Origin of the sequence: Streptomyces sp. NPDC057486, assembly GCF_042802415.1 — a bacterium.
Classification (GTDB): Bacteria; Actinomycetota; Actinomycetes; order Streptomycetales; family Streptomycetaceae; genus Streptomyces; species Streptomyces yanii.
On record NZ_JBHVEE010000015.1, the window covers coordinates 20,086 to 42,974 of the forward strand.

Genomic DNA, 22,889 nt, shown 5'->3' on the forward strand with positions numbered 1-22,889 from the left:
CCCCTATTTCGTCTCCGGGCTGTCGTTCTCCGCGTAAATAACCCTACTGCCCCACGGGGGGGCTTTGTTACACTTCAAAAACCCCCCCTCTGCACATCCGGTCGCGGTCTTGTTTCACGTGAAACATGACCGCGGTTCCACCCTCAGCTCTGCTCGGCCCACCACTTCCTGAGCTCCGAGACGGCCACGTCATGCCCCATCGGGCCATTCTCCAGTCGCATTTCCAGCAGGAACGCGTACGCCTTGCCGATCACCGGTCCAGGGCCGACGCCCAGCGTCTTCATGATCTCGTTGCCGTCCAGGTCGGGCCGGATGGCGTCCAGCTCCTCCTGTTCCTTCAACTGCGCGATGCGCTCCTCAAGCGCGTCATAGGTACGCGAGAGGGCGCCGGCCTTGCGCTTGTTCCGCGTCGTGCAGTCCGAGCGCGTCAGCTTGTGCAGCCGCTCCAGCAGCGGGCCCGCATCCCGCACATACCGGCGGACGGCGGAGTCGGTCCACTCGCCGTCGCCGTAGCCGTGGAAGCGCAGATGCAGCTCCACCAGCTTCGCGACGTCCTTGACCGTGTCATTGGAGTACTTGAGCTCCGTCATGCGCCTCTTGACCATCTTGGCGCCCACCACCTCGTGGTGATGGAACGAGACGCGTCCGTCCTTCTCGAAGCGCCGGGTCCGCGGCTTACCGATGTCATGGAGCAGCGCGGCAAGCCGCAGAGTCAGGTCGGGACCGTCTTCCTCCAGATCGATCGCCTGCTCCAGCACGGTCAGCGAGTGCTCGTAGACGTCCTTGTGACGGTGATGCTCGTCACTCTCCAGCCGCAGCGCGGGCAGCTCCGGCAGCACCTGCTGCGCCAGTCCCGTATCGACCAGGAGTGCCAGTCCCTTACGGACATGCGCGGAGAGCAGCAGCTTGTTGAGTTCCTCACGGACCCGCTCGGCGGAGACGATCTCGATACGGCCAGCCATCTCCGTCATCGCAGTGATGACATCAGAAGCAACCTCGAAGTCCAGCTGCGCTGCGAAGCGCGCGGCACGCAACATGCGCAGGGGGTCGTCGGAGAAGGACTCCTCGGGTGTCCCGGGGGTGCGCAGCACTCGCTCCGCCAGGTCCTCCAGACCGCCGTGCGGGTCGATGAATTCCTTTTCCGGCAGCGCGACGGCCATGGCGTTGACCGTGAAGTCGCGGCGTACGAGGTCCTCCTCGATGGAGTCGCCGTAGGAGACCTCGGGCTTGCGCGAAGTCCTGTCGTACGCCTCCGACCGGTACGTGGTGACTTCGATCTGGTAGCCGTTCTTCTGGCAGCCCACTGTGCCGAAGGCGATACCGACCTCCCACACCGAGTCGGCCCATGGGCGCACGATCTTCAGTACGTCCTCGGGCCGGGCGTCTGTGGTGAAGTCCAGGTCGTTCCCGAGCCTGCCGAGAAGCGCGTCCCGGACCGAGCCACCGACCAGGGCCAGACTGAATCCGGCATCCTGGAATCGGCGGGCAAGGTCGTCGGCGACCGGGGAGACCCGCAGCAGTTCACTGACTGCGCGATGCTGCACCTGGGTCAGGGCACTGGAATTCTCTTCATTGGCGTTCGGCACAACAGAAAAGGGTACGTGCCCGGACCGGCCCGGGCGTCATCGTTTCTCCTCGCCCTGCAAGACTCTCCCGATCATGTTGCGCACACCCGAGCACTTAGTCCCCGCGCACATCGTTACCATGCGGGGACGCAGCAACCGACAACCATCGACAGCAGCTGACGACGACGAGGGACAGGTAGGCGCGTGGCCGAGGCGGCAGACATCCAGGGGATCAGTCCTTCTCCTGCCCGCCGGTGGCTGCGGCGCACAGCATCCTTGGTGGTCGCAGCGCCGCTCGTGGCAGCGCTGCTGGCCGGCACGGCCGCGCCCACAGCGCAGGCCGACGTGGTGAGCAAGGCTCCCACCGGCTCCAGCACCGTCGATGTGTCCCTGGACACCCTGACTCCCAGCGCACCGGTCAAGGGGGACACACTCACCGTCTCCGGCACGCTGACCAACAGAAGCAAGGAATCGGTCACCGACGCCCGGGTCGATCTGCGTGTCGGGCCGAGGCTCTTCGGCAGGACATCCATCGACGCTGCCGCGGAGCGCACCGGGTACGTGCCCGGCAGCGATCCGGCAGCCGTCGGCGGTAAGTACACGGTGGAATTCGCGAAGCTCCCTTCGGGTATCAGCCAGGACTTCACGCTGTCCGTGCCCGTCGACAAGCTGGAGCTCGACGGCGCAGGTGTCTACCAATTCGGTGTCTCCCTGACCGGGCGGACCGCCCGCGCCCCGTACGAGCAGGTGCTCGGAATCCAGCGCACCTTCCTTCCCTGGCAGGCGGAGGAGAGCGATTCCAAGACCCATGTCACCTATCTCTGGCCGCTGATCGCATCCGCCCACGTCACTGCCGAGACCGGCTCGGACGAGCAGCAGACACCGGTCTTCGCCGATGACGACCTGGCGGCCGAGATCGCTCCGGGCGGTCGCCTGGACCAGATGGTCTCGCTGGGCAGCCAGCTGCCCGTCACCTGGGTGATCGACCCGGATCTGCTGGCCGGCGTCGATGCGATGGCGAGGGGCTACCGCGTCAAGGTCGGCGACACCACCGTGCCCGGGAAGAACCAGGCCGTTGCCAAGCAGTGGCTCAGCTCACTGGAGAAGGCAGTGGCGGACGGCAAGGTCGTGGCGCTGCCTTTCGCCGATCCGGATCTTGCGTCCATCGCGCACCGCGGCAAGAACGTCTCCGGGACCCTCAGCCACCTGCAGACCGCCACCGAGGTGGCCGGCACGACGGTGGAGACGATCCTGCACGTGAAGCCGTCCACCGACTTCGCATGGCCGGTCGACGGCGCGATCGATCCTTCGATCGTCGATGTCGCCACGTCGGCCGGTGCCCACAACGTGATCGCCCGCAGCGACAGCCTCCAGGAAACAGGGAAACTGCGGTACACACCGACCGCGGCCCGGCCGATCGGTGGCGGTACCACCGCCGTCGTGGCTGACTCCCGGCTCTCCAAGGCCTTCGAGGGAGACATGTCGCATGCGGAGGATTCCACTCTCGCCGTTCAGAAGTTCCTCGCCACGACCCTCGCGCTGACCGAGCAGGACACGGACACCGAGCGCAGCATCGTCGTCGCACCACAACGGATGCCGACCGCTGCTCAGGCGTCGTCGATGGCACGCGCCCTGCACGCCCTCGACGACGAACGGTGGACGCAGCCTCTCGACCTCGTGGGCGCGGCCGAGGCCGAGCCCGACGCCCAGGCGACGACGAGGGTCCCCGGGACCTCCCAGTACCCGAAGCGGCTTCGTAGCCAGGAGCTGCCCACCCAAGCCTTCCAGGACATCAAGTCCACCCAGGTCTCGCTGGGCAGCTTCCAGGTCATCCTCACTCAGCCGGAGCGGGTGGTGACCCCCTTCGGCAACGCGATCAACCGGGCCATGTCGACGTCGTGGCGCGGCAGGCCACTGGCGGCACAGCAGTACCGGGACTCGGTACGCACATATCTGCAGGGCCTCATCAACGAGGTGCAGCTCATTTCGAAGTCGGACGTCACGTTGTCCGGCCGCAGCGCCACGATCCCGGTGACCGTGCAGAACAGGCTCTTGCAGGGTGTTGATCATCTGGAGCTCCGGCTGAAGTCGGAGAATCCGACACGGCTCAGGCTGAACAACGGCGGCGCGGTGGCCGAGCAGCCGATCCGAATCGCCGGTGGCCACAGCCAGTCCGTGAAGTTCGACGCAGCTGCGAATGCCAACGGCCAGGTACAGGTTGTGGCGCAGCTGTACACCGAGGACGGCATGCCGTACGGCGAAAAGATGACCTTCACGGTAAAGGTCTCCGAGGTCACACCGACCGTGTTGCTGGTGATCGCCGGCGGGCTGCTGCTGCTGGTCCTCGCAGGCATCAGGATGTACACCCATCGCAAGCGTGCCAACGCAAGCGACCCGGCCGGAAATGGCGGCGGTGAACCCGAGCAGCCGAGTGACCCGACGCCGGACACCGGTCCGGAAAGCGGGGGGCCGTCAGGCACGGGTGAGAAAGTAGACCGTTGAGCGATGTCTGTCGTGGCCGGTCGGCCGGGGACGATGAGGTGGGGTTTCGATGAACGCGCCGTACGACGGTGACCGTGGTCAGGGTGCGGGCGGAGATGGTTCTTCCGGTGGCCCCCCGATGCCACCCGGCCCGGGCCAGGTGCCGCTGCCTCCCGACCCGTACCTCCAGGACGCGTACGACCGCGACCCTTACCGCGCTCAGGATCTCTCCGCCCAGGACCCGGTGACCGAGGCACTGTACGACCGCGCCGCCCACCCGCCGCCAGCCCCTGGCACGTACCAGCCGCCGCAGCCGCTCTACCAGCAGCCGCCTGCGGCGCAGTACGCCCCCGATCCGCGCATCTGGGCGCAGACCCCCCCGCCCGAGCCCGACGGCCCGTCCCGGTACCTGCCGTACGGGGACGACGCGGCGACCACGCAATTCGTCGGTGTGGACGACCTCGTCACCCAGGCGTCCGAGCACCACGAGCAACCGGACGCATTCGCTCACCTGTTCCGGGATCAGGAGGGCCCGGCCGGCTCCCCCGCTCCGTCCGAGCCAGAACCGGCTCCGGCCCCGTCACCCGCCCCGCCGAAGACCGGCGGCCGGGCCTCGGGCCTGCTGAAGTCCAGCGCGGTGATGGCGGCCGGCACACTCGTGTCCCGTCTTACCGGCTTCGTCCGCAGCCTGGTGATCACCGCCGCGCTGGGCGCGGCGCTGCTCGGTGACAGCTTCACCATCGCCTACACGCTGCCGACGATGATCTACATCCTCACCGTGGGCGGCGGGCTCAACTCGGTTTTCGTTCCTCAGCTCGTCCGTTCCATGAAGGACGACGAGGACGGCGGCGAGGCGTACGCCAACCGCCTGCTCACGCTCGTCATGGTCGCGCTCGGCGTGATCGTCGCGATCGCGGTCTTCGCTGCTCCCCTGCTGATCCATCTGATGTCGAGCACGATCGCGAACGATCCGGCGGCCGACAATGTGGCCACCACCTTCGCCCGGTACTGCCTGCCGACCATCTTCTTCATGGGTGTGCACGTGGTGATGGGCCAGATCCTCAACGCCCGTGGAAAGTTCGGCGCGATGATGTGGACCCCGGTCCTCAACAACATCGTCATGATCTTCACGTTCGGCATGTTCATCTGGGTGTACGGCACCTCCGCCGAATCCCACATGGGTGTGCAGACGATTCCGCCGGAGGGCGTCCGGCTGCTAGGTATCGGCACGCTGCTCGGCCTTGTCGTCCAAGCCCTGGCGATGCTTCCGTATCTGCGCGAGGCCGGCTTCCGCTTCCGTCCGCGCTTCGACTGGAAGGGCCACGGACTCGGCAAGACGGTCAAGCTGGCCAAGTGGACCGTTCTGTTCGTCTTCGCCAACCAGGCCGGCGTGCTGGTCGTCACGCAGCTCGCAACCGCCGCCGGTAAGGCTTCCGACAGGAACGGCACGGGATTTCTCGCCTACTCCAATGCACAGCTGATTTGGGGCATGCCTCAAGCGATCATCACCGTCTCGGTCATGGCAGCCCTGCTGCCCCGTATCTCCCGGGCCGCCCACGACGACGACCCCGGCGCGGTCCGCGACGACATCTCGCAGGGGCTGCGCAACTCCGCCGTGGCAATCGTGCCGGTCGCCTTCGCGTTCCTCGCGCTGGGCGTGCCGATGTGCACGCTGCTGTACTCCTCCAGCGGCACCGAGGCCGCCAGGTCCATGGGCTTCATCCTGATGGCGTTCGCCCTCGGTCTGATCCCGTACTCCGTGCAGTACGTGGTGCTCCGCGGCTTCTACGCCTACGAGGACACCCGCACGCCCTTCTACAACACGGTCATCGTCGCCGGGGTCAACGCCGCCGCTTCCGCTCTCTGCTACGCGATGCTTCCGGCCCAGTGGGCGGTCGTCGGCATGGCGGCTTCGTACGGGCTGGCCTATGCCGTCGGCGTGGGCATCGCCTGGCGCCGACTGCGCAACCGGCTGGGCGGCGACCTGGACGGCGCACACGTCGTCCGTACCTACGCCCGCCTGTGTCTCGCGGCGATCCCTGCGGCAATTCTCGGCGGTGGCGTGGGCTTCGCACTGCTCCGGGGCCTGGGCGAGGGTGCCTTCGGTTCGCTGATCGCCCTGCTCTGCGGTGGGACCGTGCTGATGGGGGTCTTCTTCATCGCGGCGAAGCGCATGCGGATCGAGGAGATCAACGGCCTGGTCGGAATGGTCCGGGGACGGCTCGGACGCTGAGGATCAACCCGCCCGCACAACCATCGCCGGCCTCCGTGTGTCGTGCATAGCGCTGGAGTGTGGGCACAATTGGCGTGACTGTGCAGAGCTGGCTGGCATCGCGCAACGGATGGGGAGGCAGGAACGACGGTGGCGGAACGTAGCACGGCTGCCGTCGACGTGGCCGACAACAGCGGTGATGAGCCGCTGGCCGCCAAGGCGGACGAGGCCACGACCGACGGGACGGCAGAAGCCCAGAAATCGGCGGGCACCAGCCCCCAGGACGCAGACGATGAGCGAAGCAGCTCGGAGGCCGCCTCGGCGACCCCTGATCTGCACAGCGGCCACAGACTTGCCCAGCGCTACCGACTGGAAGAGTGCGTCACCCGACTGGACGGATTCAGCAGCTGGCGTGCTGTCGACGAAAAACTGCGCCGCGCGGTGGGCGTCCATCTGCTCCCCGCGGACCACCCGCGAGCCCGCTCCGTGCTGGCCGCGGCCCGGTCCTCCGCCCTGCTCGGCGACCCCCGCTTCGTGCAGGTCCTCGACGCGGTCGAGGAGGACGACCTTGTCTACGTCGTCCATGAATGGCTTCCTGACGCCACCGAGCTCACGGCTCTGCTGGCCTCCGGCCCCATGGAGGCTCACGACGCGTACCAGCTGGTCAGCCAGATCTCCCAGGCCATGGCGGCCGCGCACCGCGAGGGCCTCGCGCATCTGAGGCTCACCCCGGGAGCGGTGCTGCAGAGCTCGACCGGTCAGTACCGGATCCGTGGCCTCGCCGTTAACGCCGCCCTGCGGGGCATCACCGCAGAGCGTCCGCAGCGCACGGACACGGAGGCGATCGGCGCCCTGCTCTACGCCGCGCTGACACAGCGCTGGCCGTACGAGATCGACGCGTACGGTCTCTCCGGACTGCCCAAGGGCGTGGGGCTGATCGCCCCCGACCAGGTGCGGGCCGGCGTACACCGCGGTCTCTCCGAGCTCGCCATGCGCGCCTTGGCCAACGACGGCGCCACCGCGTCCCGGCAGGAACAGCCGTGCACCACTCCGGACGAGCTCGCCAAGGCCGTCGCGGCGATGCCGCGCATCCGCCCGCCCGAGCCCACGTTCACGGCTCCGCCCGAGTACCAGCGGACGACCTACCAGCAGGGCACCTACGGACGTCCGTCCGCCCGTCCCGGCGCTGCCGTGACTCAGCCCGTGATGGCCGCACCCCCGGCGCCGCTCCAGAGCCGCACCGGCAAGGTCCTCAAGTGGGCCGTGTCCGCATTGCTGATCGCGGCCCTGGGCCTCGGCAGCTGGCAGCTCGCAGAGACGCTCCTCGACCGCGACAACGACCCGGGAAACCCCGGCAGCACACAGACCAACCCGGAGAACGGTGACAAGCACGTTCCCGCTCCGACCAAGCCGCTACGGATCGTCGAAGCGACGGAGTTCATGCCCGGCGGCTCGGGGATAAAGCAGGAGGACGTGCCCTATGCCGTGGACGGCAAGTCGGACACCGCCTGGGTCACCCCTCAGTACAAGGGCTACGCAAATTTCGGCAACCTCGCGAACCGCAAGCAGGGCAGCGGCATAGTCGTTGACCTCGGCAGTGTGCAGGACGTGAGAGGCATCAAGATCGAGATGTACCGCAGCGGTCAGAAGGCGGAAGTGCTGGCCGCCGACGAGAGCGCATCCGCGCCGTCGTCCCTTGCCGACTTCTCGCAGCGCCTCACGAAGCTCGCTACGGCAGGGAACAGCCTGGAGAAGGACCTCGATGAACCGGTGCGAACCCGCTACATCCTGATCCACATCACCGAGCTTCCGCCGGATGGGTCAGCGAGCCTCTTCCGCGGCGGCATCTCGGAGATCTCCGTTCTCGGCTGACGGCACAGGCCGACGGGAACGCATCCCGCCCGTCGGCCTGCTGGGCGAGCAGTAACGAATGACCGCAGCACTCGTCGGGCCGAGCTTCCTCATCTCTCTGACCCAGCTCGCCTGAATCGTGATAGACAGACGGACCTGACGCACAGAGGGAGGGGAGGGGAGGTGGCCGCCGAGCCTTCAGAGCCACTCAGCGACTCAGACCTCCTCGCTCGTCACGTAGCCGGTGAACCGGACGCCTTCGGTGAGCTTGTACGACGCCACCGGGACCGGCTCTGGGCCGTGGCACTGCGAACTCTGGGAGACCGCGAGGAAGCGGCCGACGCGGTTCAGGACGCCCTGGTCTCGGCCTTCCGAGCCGCTCATACCTTCCGCGGCCAATCTGCCGTCACCACCTGGCTGCATCGCATCACGGTCAACGCCTGCCTCGACCGGGTTCGCAAGGCAGCGTCACGCAAGACCTCGCCCGTCGACGACACCGAGCGGCTCGAACAGCTCCTGGAGCCCCACGAGTCCGCTGAGGCGCCGGCCGAGCGTCAGGATCTGCACCGCGAACTTCTGACGGCGCTCGGCACGCTTCCCGCCGAACAACGGGCCGCACTGGTTCTCGTGGACATGCAGGGCTATCCCGTGGCGGAGGCCGCCCGCATCCTCGAGGTGCCGACCGGCACTGTGAAAAGCCGCTGTGCACGGGGCCGAGCTCGGCTGGCCCCCCTCCTTGCCCACCTCCGTGGTGAAGTCGGAGAGAGCGGTGAACTCCGCACGGCAAGGAACCGGACGCAGAAGGCATCCGTCCCACCCCCATCGGGGCCAAGGGATGCAGAGACCAGTGATCCTGCTGGAGTGAAGGGCGGAGGTGGGCGCACATGACATCAACGACCGACACGACCCAGCACCCGGACGTCTCGGAGATCTCCGAGCTCACCGAAGGGCTACTCTCGCCGTCCCGCACGGCGGAAGTGAGCCGCCACGTGGATGACTGCGCACTCTGTGGCGACGTCCGATCCGCTCTCGAAGAAATCCGCGGACTGCTCGGCACTCTGCCCGCTCCGGTGCCCATGCCCAATGATGTCGCAGACCGTATCGATGCCGCGCTGGCCGCCGAGGCCGATGTTTCACGTGAAACAGAAGCCGCCGCAGTACAGGGTCAGAAAGCGGGAGACCAAGGGACGCGGGGCCTGGAAGCCGAGAACAGGGCAACTCGATCCAACGTTGCGGACCGCCCCTCAGGGCACCCCGGGGCCGCCGCCGGCCCCGGCCGCCGGTCGGCACGGCGTCGCCGCCGCATCGTCCTCGGCACAGCGCTCGGGGCTGCGGCAGTGGGCATAAGCGTCCTCATGCTCCAGATGGTCCAGACGTCCCAGGACTCCTCAGGGTCCAAGGCGGCAGACATGGGCGCCAGTGCCTCGAAGGCGGGAGAGAGCACATTTTCGGGCTCTCCGCTCAGCCAGCGCGTACACGCCCTCCTGAGCAATGTCGAGGCGTCCCCTCCCAAGCATCCCAACGCTGAGAAGCAGGCGCCGTCCGTCGATGTCCGGTCGACCCCGGGGGGCGAGCCTCCTGCTGCCTCAGCCTCCGACACACCGCTGCGTGCTCCCGTCGCATCCGTCCCCGCCTGCGTACAGCTGAGCACCGGACGAAAGGCTGCCGCACTCGCCGTCGAGGAAGGCACTTACGAGGGCACCAACGCCTTCCTCGTTGTTCTGCCGCACGAGACCGACGCCGCCCTCGTCCAGGCCTATGTCATCGATGCGAGCTGCGTCCGCACAGACCCTGCAGGCAAGGGCGATCTTCTTCTGACCCGCACCTACGCTCGCCCCTGAGAATGGCGCCGAACGGCGCTCCGGCACGTCGGGAATGCATCCCCCGTAGGATCCGTTGGGTGGGGTGAGAGTCGTTGAACCGACCCCAGTAGGCGTGGACAGTAGGCAGTCTGCAGAGACGAGGAAGAAACCCGTGAGCGACGTCCGTAATGTGATCATCATCGGCTCCGGCCCCGCGGGTTACACCGCCGCCCTTTACACCGCGCGCGCGTCGCTGAAGCCCCTGGTTTTCGAGGGCGCCGTCACCGCAGGTGGCGCGCTGATGAACACCACCGACGTGGAGAACTTCCCCGGATTCCAGGACGGGATCATGGGCCCCGAGCTCATGGACAACATGCGCGCCCAGGCGGAGCGCTTCGGAGCCGAGCTCATTCCCGACGATGTGATCGCCGTCGACCTCACTGGTGACATCAAGACCGTCACCGACACAGCCGGTACAGTGCACCGCGCCAAGGCTGTCATCGTCACCACCGGCTCCCAGCACCGCAAGCTCGGTCTGCCCAACGAGGACGCGCTCTCCGGACGCGGCGTCTCCTGGTGCGCCACCTGTGACGGCTTCTTTTTCAAGGACCAGGACATCGCCGTGGTCGGCGGCGGCGACACAGCCATGGAAGAGGCGACGTTCCTCTCCCGCTTCGCCAAGTCGGTCACGATCGTCCACCGCCGCGACTCACTGCGCGCCTCCAAGGCCATGCAGGAGCGCGCCTTCGCCGACCCGAAGATCAAGTTCGCCTGGGACAGCGAAGTCGCCGGGGTACAGGGCGAGCAGAAGCTCTCCGGTCTGACCCTGCGCAACACCAAGACCGGTGAGACGTCCGAGCTTGCGGTGACCGGTCTGTTCATCGCCGTCGGCCATGACCCGCGCACCGAGCTCTTCAAGGGGCAGCTCGACCTCGATGACGAGGGCTACCTCAAGGTCGACGCTCCCTCGACACGCACCAACCTGACCGGCGTCTTCGGCGCCGGCGATGTCGTCGACCACACGTACCGACAGGCCATCACCGCTGCCGGCACCGGCTGCTCCGCCGCCCTCGACGCCGAGCGCTTCCTTGCCGTGCTCGCCGACGAAGAAAAGGCCGCTGCGGCAGCCGTCTGATCCACGCCTCTCTCACCCCACACCCCCGCGAAGTTAAGGAGGCCGCCGTGGCCGGCGCCCTGAAGAACGTGACCGACGACTCCTTTGACGAGGACGTCCTGAAGAGCGAGAAGCCCGTACTGGTGGACTTCTGGGCAGCCTGGTGCGGCCCGTGCCGCCAGATCGCTCCCTCCCTGGAGGCAATCGCAGCCGAGCACGGCGACAAGATCGAGATCGTCAAGCTCAACATCGACGAGAACCCGGCGACCGCTGCCAAGTACGGCGTGATGTCGATCCCGACGCTGAACGTGTACCAGGGCGGCGAGGTCGCCAAGACCATCGTCGGCGCCAAGCCGAAGGCCGCGATCCTCCGCGACCTCGAAGGCTTCATCGCCGAGTAGAACCACGGTGCACTGTTCCACGTGAAACGGGTCCATCCCTTGAGGGGATGGACCCGTTTCGCATTCTCCCGAACTCTCGGATCACAGCGGGCGCAATGCCGGCTCCTTCTGCACGACACCCAGCAACCGATCCAGTGCCAGTTCCACGTCTTCCTTCCACGACAGCGTCGTGCGCAACTCCAGTCTCAGCCGTGGATGCACCGGGTGCGGGCGTACGGTCTTGAAGCCCACCGCCAGCAGATGGTCAGCCGGAAGTACACAAGCCGGCTCCTTCCACCGGGCATCACCGAACGCCTCGATCGCCTTGAATCCTCGTCGCAGCAGGTCCTTGGCGACGGTCTGCACCATGACCCGCCCCAGACCCTGCCCCTGATACCCGGGCATGATCCATGCGGTCATCAACTGCACGGCATCCGGGGACACAGGACTGGTGGGAAAGGCCGTCGAACGTGGCACATACGCCGGTGGCGCATAGAGAACGAAGCCGACCGGTACGTCGTCCACATAGACGACCCGGCCGCACGATCCCCACTCCAGCAGGACAGCCGAGATCCACGCTTCCTTTTCCAGCTCCGGAGTGCCTGCCTTTACCGCAGCTTCCCCACTGACCGGATCAAGCTCCCAGAAGACACACGAGCGGCACCGCTTGGGGAGATCGGAAAGGTTGTCCAGTGTGAGCGGTACGAGCCGCCGTCCCATGAAGGCTGTTCCTCGCTTCCTTCGCCCGCCGCATCACGTGCGGCGGTCAGTGCACTCCGTTCGCGGAGCAGGCCGCCGACAAACCCTCCGACGGCTCCCAAGCCCAGCCCCACTGTCACCAGTCGGCCGCGGCTCACTGATCGCATGGCCCTCCCTCCGCCGAGGTGGATCAAGCTGGATGTGCCATATCAGAACGAATCGTATCCACCCCGAGATGAAGCCGACACCGTGAGAAAGCAAAGGGCGGGCTGTGTTCCGGTAAGCACCCGAACACGGCCCGCCTCACGGCTCAATCGGCGGGTGTCAGCCCTCGCCGTCCTCGCCGTCCTCGCCGTCCTCGGCCGACTCCTCGGAGAGACGCCGCTCCAGCACGTGGCCCTCACCCGGCGCCAGACTGCCGAGAATGCGGTCCAGGTCTTCCATCGAGGCGAACTCGACGACGATCTTTCCCTTCTTCTGCCCGAGGTCGACCTTCACCCTGGTCTCGAAGCGGTCCGAGAGCCGGGAAGCGAGATCGGAGAGGGCGGGAGACAGCCGACCGCCGGCCCGGGGCCCCTTGGCCTTCGGGGTACTGGTGGTCCGAGAACCCATCAGGGTCACGATCTCCTCGACCGCACGCACCGAGAGGCCTTCGGCCACGATGCGATGGGCCAGTCGATCCTGCTCCTCGGAGTCGTCCACGGACAACAGCGCTCTGGCATGACCGGCCGACAGCACCCCGGCAGCGACCCTACGCTGCACAGGCGGAGAGAGCCGCAGCAAACGCAGCGTGTTCGACACCTGCGGACGCGACCGCCCGATCCGGTCGGCCAGCTGGTCATGCGTGCACTTGAAGTCCTTGAGCAGCTGGTCGTACGCGGCTGCCTCCTCCAATGGGTTCAGCTGAGCCCGGTGGAGGTTCTCCAGGAGTGCATCCAGGAGCAGCTTCTCGTCGCCCGTGGCCCGCACGATGGCCGGGATGCGCTCCAGACCCGCCTCACGGCAGGCCCTCCAGCGCCTCTCGCCCATGATGAGCTCGTAGCGCTCCGGTCCCAGCTTCCGCACGACGACAGGCTGGAGGAGACCGACCTCCTTGATGGAGGTGACCAGCTCCGCAAGCGCGTCCTCGTCGAACACCTCACGAGGCTGCCGGGGGTTCGGAGTGATGGAGCCGAGGAGAAGCTCGGCGAAGTACGCTCCCGCAGCGTCCGTCGCCTCGGTGGAGGCTTCAGGCTGCGAGACGGGCACACTCGGCCCCGGTACAGCGGGAGCAGCCGCGAGCGTGGTCACCTTCGCCGCGGCCACCCCTCGCTCGGCTGTCATCACCGGGATCGCGCCCTGTGAAGCCGCGCCCGGCTCGGAGGCCGGTACCTGACGCTCCTGCGGGGCAGCGGGAATCAGTGCGCCGAGCCCACGCCCCAATCCTCTACGACGCTCACTCACTGGATCCCCTCCGAAATGTTCTGCTGGCTGTTCTGGCTGCCCGAGTGGGCATGCTGGGCCTCGTAGTGCACCCCGACCCCTCGCAGGGCAATCTCACGAGCTGCTTCGAGATACGACAAGGATCCGCTGGAACCCGGGTCGTAGGTCAGCACGGTCTGCCCGTAACTCGGCGCCTCCGAGATGCGCACGGACCGGGGGATGCTCGTGCGCAGCACCTCCTTGCCGAAGTGGCTGCGCACCTCCTCCGCCACCTGGGAAGCGAGCCGGGTCCTGCCGTCGTACATGGTGAGAAGGATCGTCGACACATGCAGATCGGGGTTCAGGTGTCCTCGGACAAGATCGACGTTCCTCAGCAGCTGTCCCAGTCCTTCCAGCGCGTAGTACTCGCACTGAATGGGGATCAGCACCTCGGCGCCCGCGACCAGGGCGTTGACCGTCAGCAGACCGAGCGAAGGCGGGCAGTCAATAAGGATGTAGTCCAGCGGCTGCTCATACGCCTGGATCGCTCGCTGCAGTCGACTCTCCCGCGCCACCAGCGACACCAGTTCGATCTCCGCACCGGCGAGATCGATGGTGGCGGGGGCGCAGAAGAGGCCTTCGACGTCCGGTACGGGCTGCACCACGTCGGAGAGCGGCTTGCTCTCCACCAGGACGTCATAGATAGAGGGAACTTCGGCATGGTGGTCGATGCCCAGGGCTGTGGAGGCGTTTCCCTGCGGGTCGAGGTCGACCACCAGAACACGTGCACCGTGGAGTGCGAGCGACGCGGCAAGGTTCACCGTCGTGGTCGTCTTACCCACTCCGCCCTTCTGGTTGGCCACCACCATGACGCGTGTCTGGTCAGGGCGGGGCAGCCCCTCACCGGCGCGGCCGAGGGCCTCGACCGCCAGCTGGGCCGCACGACCGATGGGTGTGTCATCCATCGGCGGCGGTGTTTCACGTGAAACACCGTCCCCCGACGATTCGGTTCGGGGACCGGGGACCGGATCGGTCATCGGTCCCGCGATGTTGGCGTCGGACCGCAAGGATTCACTCTCCTCGACTTCAGGCTCGCAATGAGCAGAGCCTGCCATGTTTTCGGGGTCGTGAACCAGCGAGGCCCGCTCTTCTGTGGATGAATCCACTTCTGTGGACAACTCCGTAGCCCTTACGGGCCTGCGATGGCGCGGAGCGGCAGCCTTACGGCCGCGGCCGATGATTCCATGCAGCAGAGAGCGACGTTTCACGTGAAACACGATGCCCCTGCAGCCTAGCTACAGGGGCACGACACTCCGCACAGAGTGCGTATGACTGCTTGTGCGGAACATTACTGATAGGCGGTACGAACCGTACGTAATGATCGATTCCGCAGCGTAACTACCCGGACTCAGCGCCGCCGTCGCGTGCGGCTCACCCTTGCGGCCTTGGCCCTCTTTGCGGCGAACCTCACACCGCCCGGGCTCTCACCCACCACCACGCGCACCACGGTGGACATCGGCTCGACCACGCCCTCCCCGACGTGCAGCACCTCGGTCTCCACCACTCCGAGCTTGCTCAGAGCGGCCCTCGCACCGTTGATCTCCTCCTCGGCGGTGTCGCCCTTGAGCGCCAGCATCTCCCCGTAGGGGCGGAGCAGTGGCACACCCCAGCCGGCGAGTCGATCGAGCGGTGCCACGGCACGGGCTGTGACGACATGCACCGGCTGGAGCGTCCCGAGGACTTCCTCGGCCCGGCCGCGGACCACGGTCACATGGTCCAGCCCGAGCAATTCGACGACTTCCTGGAGAAAGTTCGTCCGCCGAAGCAACGGCTCCAGCAAGGTGATCTTCAAGTCGGGACGCACCAACGCCAGTGGAATCCCCGGGAGACCCGCACCGGAGCCCACGTCGCAGACGGTGACACCTTCGGGCACCACTTCGGAGAGCACCGCGCAGTTCAGCAGATGCCGTTCCCACAGCCGGGGTACTTCGCGGGGACCGATCAGACCGCGCTTGACCCCGGCATCGGCAAGGAGTTCCGCGTACCGGACAGCCTCCGGGAAGAACTCACCGAAAACCGCCCGCGCCTCTTCAGGCGCCTGGGGAAGCTCTACTTCCGCCGTCACGGGAACCGTCCTTCCATACCGCACTACCGCGCTGTGGGTGGCTGACTATCAGGCTGACAAAGATCGGCCCCGCCTGCGAACAGACGGGGCCGTCGGAACAAGGGTCCGGTCAGGCCGGGAGAACGACGACGAAGCGCTGCGGCTCCTCGCCCTCCGACTCGCTGCGCAGACCTGCGGCCGCAACCGCATCATGCACAACCTTGCGCTCGAACGGCGTCATCGGGTCCAGCTTCACCGGCTCACCGGTCTTCTTGACCTCATCCGCGGCCTTGGCACCCAGCTCGGCCAGGACCGCGCGCTTCTTGGCCCGGAAGCCTGCGATGTCCAGCATCAGACGGCTGCGGTCACCGGTCTCCCGGTGCACAGCCAGCCGCGTCAGCTCCTGGAGCGCCTCCAGCACCTCACCGTCGCGGCCCACGAGCTTCTGCAGTTCACGTGCCGAGTCGCTGATGATCGAAACCGCGGCCCGGTCCGCCTCGACGTCCATGTCGATGTCACCGTCGAGGTCGGCGATGTCGAGCAGGCCCTCGAGGTAATCGGCTGCGATCTCCCCTTCCTGCTCAAGGCGGGTCAAGGTGTCGCTGCCCTCAGCGGCCGTGGAGGTGGTGCCTTCCGTCACGGATGGACTCCTTCTTACTTCTTGGACGGGTGCTTGGGCCGCTGCGGGCCCCTGCGCTGTCCGGACTTGGCTTGGCGTGAGGAGCCGGACGCGGGCTTGCCCGCCGGCTTGTCGTCCTGCTTCTGCAGCGAGGTCTTGGCCTCCGACTCGGTGGAGTGGGTCTCCTTCGCCGCACCGGGCTGAGCAGCACCGGTCTGAGTCGTACCGCTCTGACGCTTCGCCTTCGTCTGGCGCTTGGGCTGCTGGCGCTTCTGTGCGGATCCGCCTTCGGCCTCGGCAAGAGCGGTGTCGCTCTTCGTCACCGTGCCGTTCTCCTGTGCGGCAAGGCCGAGTTTGGCCAGTCCGGTGATGAACTTCCGCTCGATGTCGTTGCGGTCAGAGCCCTTGGCCACGATCCGCTTGACCGTGTTGCGCCTGGTCCGGCCGCGCACCTCCCCGTGGGTGGTGACGCTCTTCAGCAGACGCTCCAGGTACTGGTTCTGCGCCTTGCTGCCCGGGGTCGGGTTCTGGTTGATCACGTACATCTGCTGACCCATGGTCCAGACGTTCGTGGTCAGCCAGTAGACGAGGACACCGACGGGGAAGTTGATACCCATGACGGCGAAGATCAGCGGGAAGATGTACATCAGCATCTTCTGCTGCTGCATGTACGGCGTCTTGACCGTCAGGTCGACGTTCTTCGTCATGAGCTGGCGCTGCGTGAAGAACTGCGACGCCGACATCATGACGATCATGACCGCGGTGACGACGCGGACGTCGGTCAGCGAGGCGCCGAGCGCTTCGACCTTGGCCGAGCTGTCCATGAACTTGGCGGCCAGCGGAGCACCGAAGATGTGTGCCTGCCGGGCGCTGTCGAGCAGCGGCTGGTCGATGACACCGATCGTCTTGCCCGAGGCGATGGCCGAGAGCACGTGATACAGGGCGAAGAAGAACGGCGACTGCGCCAGGATGGGAAGGCACGAGGAGAGCGGGTTGGTACCCGTCTCCTTGTACAGCTTCATCATCTCTTCGGACTGACGCTGCTTGTCGCTCTTGTAGCGCTCCTGGATCGCCTTCATCTTCGGCTGGAGCACCTGCATGTTCCGGGTCGACTTGATCTGCTTAACGAAAAGCGGGATCAGACAGATCCGGATCAGCACCACAAGGGACACGATGGACAGGCCCCAGGCCCAACCCGTGTCATCGCCGAAGATCGCTCCGTACAGCGTGTGGAACTGGACGATGACCCACGAAACGGGGTAAGTGATAAAGCTGAACAGACTGGCAATCGTGTCCACTAATCAGGCTCCTTGAGCATTGGGCGAAGTCTCTGCGGCCGGGCTCGGGGGTTCGGAGGCCGTCCCCCCGGGAGGCACATCAGCGGCGGAGTCCCCGCCCTTGCTGCCACGCAGTGCATTACGCAGCAGTTCGTGCCAACGCGGACGTTTGCGTGGCGGAACATAGTCCACGCCGCCGGGTGACCACGGATTGCACCGCAGGATGCGCCATGCGGTCAGCGCGGTTCCCTTGATCGCTCCGTGCCGGTCGATCGCCGTATATCCATAGTGGGAACACGACGGGTAGTAACGGCAGACAGGCCCGAGGAGTGGGCTGATCGTCCACTGGTACAGCTTGATCAGAGCCAGCAGCGGGTACTTCATCGCGCGCCCCCTCCCAGCAGCCGCTGAAGGGCGGCGTCCAGGTCTCGGGCCAGCTGTTCATGGTCGGCGTCGCCCGATCCGGGCAGCGCTCGTACGACAACCAGGCTACCGGGGGGCAGCATGGCCAGACGATCGCGGACCAGGTGACGAAGCCTCCGCTTCACCGCTGTGCGCACGACCGCGCCACCCACGGCTTTGCTGACAACGAAACCCGCACGCGGCGGGGGAGCACTCTCCCCAGTCACGTGCGGGTCCGTTGCACCGCTACGTAGATGGACGACGAGTAGCGGGCGTCCGGCCCGGCGTCCTCGACGTACTGCGGTCGCGAAGTCCTCGCGCCGCCTCAGCCGATTCTCGGTAGGCAGCACGTCATGACCTGTACGCGATCAGGCGGACAGGTTGGCGCGACCCTTGCCACGGCGGGACGCGAGAATCGCGCGGCCGGCACGGGTGCGCATACGCAGCCGGAAGCCGTGGGTCTTCGCGCGACGACGGTTGTTCGGCTGGAAGGTGCGCTTGCTCACTCGGGGGCTCCAGAAATGATTGTGTGTTGGCGGGACATCGCCTGGCTGTCACCGTGCGCCCACGAGAGACTCGCGTATACGCCTTAGTGCACCGCTTCACAATCACAGATCGTGATCTTTGCCCATCGGAGGCAGGCGGCAGCAGCCATCGACAACTCGACCTGGTCACGGTACGCGCGGCTACGCCATCCGGTCAAACCCGCCCCGCGACGACCCGCGCTGTACACAGCCTGTGGACAACGACTTGAACCTCGCGGGTCGGCCTGACTACCGTGGTTGGACTGCGGTTCTTTTTCTTCCCGCCTGCCGGGCCTCACCCGTCCCGACCCATCCCGTCCCGAGAACCACACATTCGTGGGACCAGCGAGAAAGCGTGCCTTGTGGCTGACGTACCTGCCGATCTTGCCGCAGTGTGGCCACGAGTGCTGGAGCAGCTCCTCGCGGAGGGCCAGCAGGGCATCGAGCCGAAGGACAAGCAGTGGATCGAGCGCTGCCAGCCGCTCGCGCTGGTCGCCGACACCGCGCTGCTCGCCGTGCCCAACGAATGGGGCAAGCGCGTTCTCGAGGGACGGCTTGCGCCGCTCATCAGCGAGACCCTGAGCCGCGAATGCGGACGCCCGATCCGGATCGCGATCACCGTCGACGACTCGGCGGGCGAGCCGCCGACCCCGCCGGCACCCCCGATGCACCAGTCCCAGCAGCCGCAGCAGCACCGCTACCAGGGACCCCAGCACGACGAGCGGCAGCACGGCGACGCCTACGACGGATACGGCCACCGGCCCTCGGACGACGGCATGCCGACGGCCCGCCCCGCCTACCCCGACTACCAGCAGCAGCGCCCCGAGCCAGGAGCCTGGCCGCGCACCCAGGAGGACCTCTCCTGGCAGCAGCCCCGGCTCGGCGGATTCCAGGAGCGCGACGCGTCCGCGGAGCAGTGGCGTGAGCCGCAGCACGACTACCGTCCGCAGCAGCACGACTACCGGTCCCAGCCGCCCGAGCGCCAGGGTTACGAGCAGCAGCGCCCCGAGCGCCATGACATGCCGGACCCCCAGCCCCAGCACCGACAGGGCGGTCCCGGCACCGGACGCCCCGGCGGCGCCACCGGACCGATGGGTGCACAGCCCGCACCCGCCCCCGGTCCCGGCGAGCCCCATGCCCGGCTGAATCCGAAGTACCTCTTCGACACCTTTGTCATCGGTGCGTCCAACCGGTTCGCGCACGCCGCCGCCGTCGCCGTCGCCGAGGCGCCCGCGAAGGCGTACAACCCCCTCTTCATCTATGGGGAGTCGGGGCTCGGCAAGACCCACCTGCTGCATGCCATCGGGCACTACGCGCGCAGTCTCTACCCGGGCACCCGGGTGCGCTACGTGAGCTCCGAGGAGTTCACCAACGAGTTCATCAACTCGATCCGCGACGGCAAGGGCGACACCTTCCGCAAGCGGTACCGAGACGTGGACATCCTGCTGGTCGACGACATCCAGTTCCTGGCGAGCAAGGAGTCGACGCAGGAGGAGTTCTTCCACACCTTCAACACGCTCCACAACGCCAACAAGCAGATCGTGCTGTCCTCGGACCGGCCGCCCAAGCAGCTGGTCACCCTGGAGGACCGGCTGCGGAACCGTTTCGAGTGGGGTCTGACCACCGATGTGCAGCCGCCGGAGCTGGAGACGCGCATCGCGATCCTCCGTAAGAAGGCGGTGCAGGAGCAGCTCAACGCCCCGCCGGAGGTCCTGGAGTTCATCGCCTCCCGTATCTCCCGCAACATCCGGGAGCTTGAGGGAGCGTTGATCCGGGTGACGGCCTTCGCCAGCCTCAACCGCCAGCCGGTGGATCTCGGGCTGACCGAGATCGTGCTGAAGGACCTGATCCCGGGTGGCGAGGACTTGGCTCCGGAGATCACGGCGACGGCCATCATGGCGGCGACCGCCGACTACTTCGGTCTGACCGTGGAGGATCTCTGTGGATCCTCACGCAGCCGGGTGCTGGTGACGGCTCGCCAGATCGCAATGTATCTCTGCCGTGAGCTGACGGATCTCTCACTGCCCAAGATCGGCGCACAGTTCGGCGGCCGCGACCACACGACGGTGATGCACGCGGACCGCAAGATCCGTGCGCTGATGGCGGAGCGCCGCTCCATCTACAACCAGGTCACCGAGCTCACCAACCGCATCAAGAACGGCTGACAGAGCGCCGGTACGGCTTCTGGCACGACTTCATGCACGGCGCCGAGGGCGCCCCTGCCTGGCTTCCACACAAGTCCGGCAGGGGCGCCCTTCGTCGTTTCCTGCCCACATCCACGGGTCCGGAGCATGCCCCGGCGTGGTCCTGGAGCGTTCCTGCCGACCGCCGGCGGCACTTCTGCGGGCCTCCGGAACGCCTCCGCGGGGCTGCCAAGGCAGCTCGGCGGAGCTTCCAATGCCCTCCCGGAGCCAGTCCCGACGCCATCCGCACGCCTCCGCCCCGGCCCCGGTGTTCGAATACATGCCGCGGACCTGCGGTTCTCCACAGATCTGGGGAAAATTTCCTCTCCACAGCCTGGGGATCGCGAAGTTGTCCATATTGCTTCCACAGGGGCGACTGTCGATACTCCATCAGGCCAGGTCAAGGGGCTGGGGATTTGTGGTCAACAGTGATCCACAGCCTGTGGACAAAATATTCGTCCACAGAGGCCCTCCGATGTTGTCCACCGGCGGCCCACAGGGCGGGCCATGTTGTCCCCAGCTTCTCCACACCCCTGTCCACTGTTCGGCAACACAACACCCGCTTTCACCGCGCGGAGTGAAAGGCGTCACACCAGGGAGCCCGGTTGGGCTGTGGGGAACCTGGGTAAAGCTGGGGACAGCCCTGGGGAGAACCACCCCTGTCCTGTGCATCGGGTGTGCAGAACTTTTGTGTGTCCACAGAAGCGCCGGGTTGTCCACCGGTGCCACCCACAGGACCAGTGGATAAAAAACCCGGCCTGACCTGCGAAAACGACGTTATCCACGGTTTCCACAGGACCTACTACTACTGCCACATAGAGTTAGCTCGGATTCCGCTTCGAAGTGGGTGCTGTGCACAACTCGGCGCCGGAGCTCTCCGAACCTCTTGTCGCGACTTGACCCCGAGCAGCACCGAGTGTCGGTGCCGTACGTCAGACTGGTCCCCGGACGTCCTCCGCCTGCCATCGGCGAAGCGACCCCGACCAGACGACGAAGGCCAGCAGGGCGAGCGAGCAACAGCAGGAGGCGGTTCCGGTGAAGATCCGGGTGGAGCGCGATGTACTCGCGGAGGCGGTGGCCTGGGTGGCCCGCAGCCTCCCGGCCCGTCCGCCGGCGCCCGTTCTTGCGGGCCTTCTTCTGAGGGCCGAGGACGGCGCGCTCAGCTTCTCCAGCTTCGACTACGAGGTCTCGGCCCGGGTCTCGGTGGACGCCGAGGTCGAGGAGGACGGCACGGTGCTGGTCTCCGGCCGGCTGCTCGCCGACATCTGCCGCGCCCTCCCCAACCGACCGGTGGAGATTTCCACCGACGGTGTACGGGCCACCGTGGTCTGCGGCTCCTCGCGATTCACACTCCACACCCTTCCTGTGGAGGAGTACCCGGCGCTGCCGCAGATGCCGACGGCGACAGGCACGGTCCCCGGCGAGGTCTTCGCCTCGGCCGCCGCCCAGGTCGCCATTGCCGCGGGCCGCGACGACACGCTGCCCGTCCTGACCGGTGTGCGGATCGAGATCGAGGGCGACACCGTCACCCTGGCGTCCACCGACCGCTACCGCTTCGCGGTCCGCGAGTTCCTGTGGAAGCCGGAGAACCCGGACGCCTCGGCCGTCGCCCTGGTGCCCGCCAAGACGCTGCTGGACACGGCCAAGGCCCTGACCAGCGGTGACACGGTGACGTTGGCACTGTCCGGCTCCGGTGCCGGTGAAGGTCTGATCGGTTTCGAGGGCGCGGGTCGGCGTACGACCACGCGACTGCTCGAAGGCGACCTGCCGAAGTACCGGACGCTGTTCCCCACCGAGTTCAACTCGGTCGCCGTCATCGAGACCGCCCCGTTCGTCGAGGCCGTCAAGCGTGTGGCCCTCGTCGCCGAGCGGAACACCCCGGTGCGGCTCAGCTTCGAGCAGGGTGTGCTGATCCTCGAAGCCGGATCCAGCGACGATGCACAGGCTGTGGAGCGCGTCGACGCCGTGCTGGACGGTGACGACATCTCGATCGCCTTCAACCCGACCTTCCTGCTCGACGGGCTCAGCGCGATCGACTCCCCGGTCGCCCAGCTCTCCTTCACGACGTCCACCAAGCCCGCGCTGCTCAGCGGCCGGCCGGCTGTGGATGCCGAGGCGGACGACGCGTACAAGTACCTGATCATGCCGGTCCGCCTCTCCGGCTGATCCGGCCACCGGTCCTGTCACGGCAGCTTCCGACGGGCACGCTCAGAGCCGAGCATGCCCGTCGGTCTGTCCCCGGCCGGGCGTAGGCTCGGCCTTGGGTACGAATCGG

General features: G+C 66.8%; 19 protein-coding genes. 9 read left to right on the forward strand and 10 right to left on the reverse strand.

Annotation, left to right across the window (positions count from 1 at the left end):
- Positions 1-143: 143 nt before the first annotated feature.
- Complete coding sequence (locus tag ACFU6I_RS10165; RefSeq protein ID WP_384363615.1) at positions 144-1,586, reverse strand: CCA tRNA nucleotidyltransferase; 1,443 nt, start codon at positions 1,584-1,586, stop codon at positions 144-146.
- Positions 1,587-1,769: 183 nt separating this feature from the next.
- On the opposite strand from ACFU6I_RS10165, the gene ACFU6I_RS10170 reads away from it, so the two are divergent.
- The 7 genes from ACFU6I_RS10170 to trxA all read left to right on the forward strand — a co-directional run bounded on the left by ACFU6I_RS10170 (position 1,770) and on the right by trxA (position 11,426).
- Entirely contained in the window at positions 1,770-4,067 is a 2,298-nt protein-coding gene (locus ACFU6I_RS10170) for a DUF6049 family protein (protein WP_384363617.1), read from the forward strand.
- A gap of 49 nt (positions 4,068-4,116) precedes the next feature.
- Positions 4,117-6,279, forward strand: coding sequence for a murein biosynthesis integral membrane protein MurJ (gene murJ, locus ACFU6I_RS10175; protein ID WP_384363619.1), 2,163 nt, complete (start codon positions 4,117-4,119; stop codon positions 6,277-6,279).
- A gap of 129 nt (positions 6,280-6,408) precedes the next feature.
- Positions 6,409-8,130, forward strand: a complete 1,722-nt coding sequence (locus ACFU6I_RS10180) for a serine/threonine protein kinase (RefSeq protein WP_384363621.1) — start codon at positions 6,409-6,411, stop codon at positions 8,128-8,130.
- 162 nt (positions 8,131-8,292) lie between these two features.
- Positions 8,293-8,997 carry an RNA polymerase sigma factor SigM gene (gene sigM, locus ACFU6I_RS10185; protein WP_384363623.1) on the forward strand — a complete coding sequence of 235 codons (705 nt, stop codon included), beginning with the start codon at positions 8,293-8,295 and terminating at the stop codon, positions 8,995-8,997.
- 521 nt (positions 8,998-9,518) lie between these two features.
- The gene (locus ACFU6I_RS10190) at positions 9,519-9,950 is read left to right on the forward strand and encodes a hypothetical protein (RefSeq protein ID WP_384363625.1); all 432 of its coding nucleotides are present in this window, start codon (positions 9,519-9,521) and stop codon (positions 9,948-9,950) included.
- A 133-nt stretch (positions 9,951-10,083) separates the two neighbouring features.
- The gene (gene trxB / locus ACFU6I_RS10195) at positions 10,084-11,046 is read left to right on the forward strand and encodes a thioredoxin-disulfide reductase (RefSeq protein ID WP_384363627.1); all 963 of its coding nucleotides are present in this window, start codon (positions 10,084-10,086) and stop codon (positions 11,044-11,046) included.
- A 47-nt stretch (positions 11,047-11,093) separates the two neighbouring features.
- Positions 11,094-11,426 (forward strand): thioredoxin, encoded by a 333-nt coding sequence (gene trxA, locus ACFU6I_RS10200; protein WP_030930508.1) that lies wholly within the window; start codon positions 11,094-11,096, stop codon positions 11,424-11,426.
- Positions 11,427-11,507: 81 nt separating this feature from the next.
- On the opposite strand, the gene ACFU6I_RS10205 is transcribed toward trxA, so the two are convergent.
- The 9 genes from ACFU6I_RS10205 to rpmH form a co-directional block, all read right to left on the reverse strand.
- On the reverse strand, positions 11,508-12,125 hold the full coding sequence (locus ACFU6I_RS10205) for a GNAT family N-acetyltransferase (protein ID WP_384363629.1): 618 nt from the start codon (positions 12,123-12,125) through the stop codon (positions 11,508-11,510).
- A 303-nt stretch (positions 12,126-12,428) separates the two neighbouring features.
- Positions 12,429-13,547, reverse strand: a complete 1,119-nt coding sequence (locus tag ACFU6I_RS10210; RefSeq protein WP_384363631.1) for a ParB/RepB/Spo0J family partition protein — start codon at positions 13,545-13,547, stop codon at positions 12,429-12,431.
- On the reverse strand, positions 13,544-14,620 hold the full coding sequence (locus ACFU6I_RS10215) for a ParA family protein (RefSeq protein ID WP_384363633.1): 1,077 nt from the start codon (positions 14,618-14,620) through the stop codon (positions 13,544-13,546). The genes ACFU6I_RS10210 and ACFU6I_RS10215 overlap by 4 nt, the downstream gene beginning before the upstream one ends.
- Positions 14,621-14,913: 293 nt before the next feature.
- Complete coding sequence (gene rsmG, locus ACFU6I_RS10220; protein ID WP_356323429.1) at positions 14,914-15,630, reverse strand: 16S rRNA (guanine(527)-N(7))-methyltransferase RsmG; 717 nt, start codon at positions 15,628-15,630, stop codon at positions 14,914-14,916.
- Between the two features lie 109 nt (positions 15,631-15,739).
- On the reverse strand, positions 15,740-16,249 hold the full coding sequence (locus ACFU6I_RS10225; RefSeq protein WP_030930494.1) for a R3H domain-containing nucleic acid-binding protein: 510 nt from the start codon (positions 16,247-16,249) through the stop codon (positions 15,740-15,742).
- Between the two features lie 14 nt (positions 16,250-16,263).
- Entirely contained in the window at positions 16,264-17,526 is a 1,263-nt protein-coding gene (gene yidC / locus ACFU6I_RS10230; RefSeq protein WP_384363636.1) for a membrane protein insertase YidC, read from the reverse strand.
- A gap of 3 nt (positions 17,527-17,529) precedes the next feature.
- Positions 17,530-17,889, reverse strand: a complete 360-nt coding sequence (yidD, locus tag ACFU6I_RS10235) for a membrane protein insertion efficiency factor YidD (protein ID WP_384363638.1) — start codon at positions 17,887-17,889, stop codon at positions 17,530-17,532.
- Positions 17,886-18,257, reverse strand: coding sequence for a ribonuclease P protein component (gene rnpA, locus ACFU6I_RS10240; protein WP_078840444.1), 372 nt, complete (start codon positions 18,255-18,257; stop codon positions 17,886-17,888). The genes yidD and rnpA overlap by 4 nt, the downstream gene beginning before the upstream one ends.
- 18 nt (positions 18,258-18,275) lie before the next feature.
- Complete coding sequence (rpmH, locus tag ACFU6I_RS10245) at positions 18,276-18,413, reverse strand: 50S ribosomal protein L34 (RefSeq protein ID WP_030930485.1); 138 nt, start codon at positions 18,411-18,413, stop codon at positions 18,276-18,278.
- Between the two features lie 380 nt (positions 18,414-18,793).
- On the opposite strand from rpmH, the gene dnaA reads away from it, so the two are divergent.
- Positions 18,794-20,596, forward strand: coding sequence for a chromosomal replication initiator protein DnaA (dnaA, locus tag ACFU6I_RS10250; RefSeq protein ID WP_384363640.1), 1,803 nt, complete (start codon positions 18,794-18,796; stop codon positions 20,594-20,596).
- A gap of 1,053 nt (positions 20,597-21,649) precedes the next feature.
- Positions 21,650-22,780 carry a DNA polymerase III subunit beta gene (gene dnaN / locus ACFU6I_RS10255; RefSeq protein WP_266983733.1) on the forward strand — a complete coding sequence of 377 codons (1,131 nt, stop codon included), beginning with the start codon at positions 21,650-21,652 and terminating at the stop codon, positions 22,778-22,780.
- The last annotated feature ends 109 nt before the right edge of the window (positions 22,781-22,889 follow it).

Coding starts and splice junctions, on each gene's coding strand:
- murJ (WP_384363619.1), top strand. CDS start 4,117: ATGAACGCGCCGTACGACGGTGACCGTGGTCAGGGTGCGGGCGGAGAT.
- ACFU6I_RS10190 (WP_384363625.1), top strand. CDS start 9,519: ATGGGCGCCAGTGCCTCGAAGGCGGGAGAGAGCACATTTTCGGGCTCT.
- ACFU6I_RS10205 (WP_384363629.1), bottom strand. CDS start 12,125: ATGGGACGGCGGCTCGTACCGCTCACACTGGACAACCTTTCCGATCTC.
- ACFU6I_RS10215 (WP_384363633.1), bottom strand. CDS start 14,620: ATGGCAGGCTCTGCTCATTGCGAGCCTGAAGTCGAGGAGAGTGAATCC.
- yidD (WP_384363638.1), bottom strand. CDS start 17,889: ATGAAGTACCCGCTGCTGGCTCTGATCAAGCTGTACCAGTGGACGATC.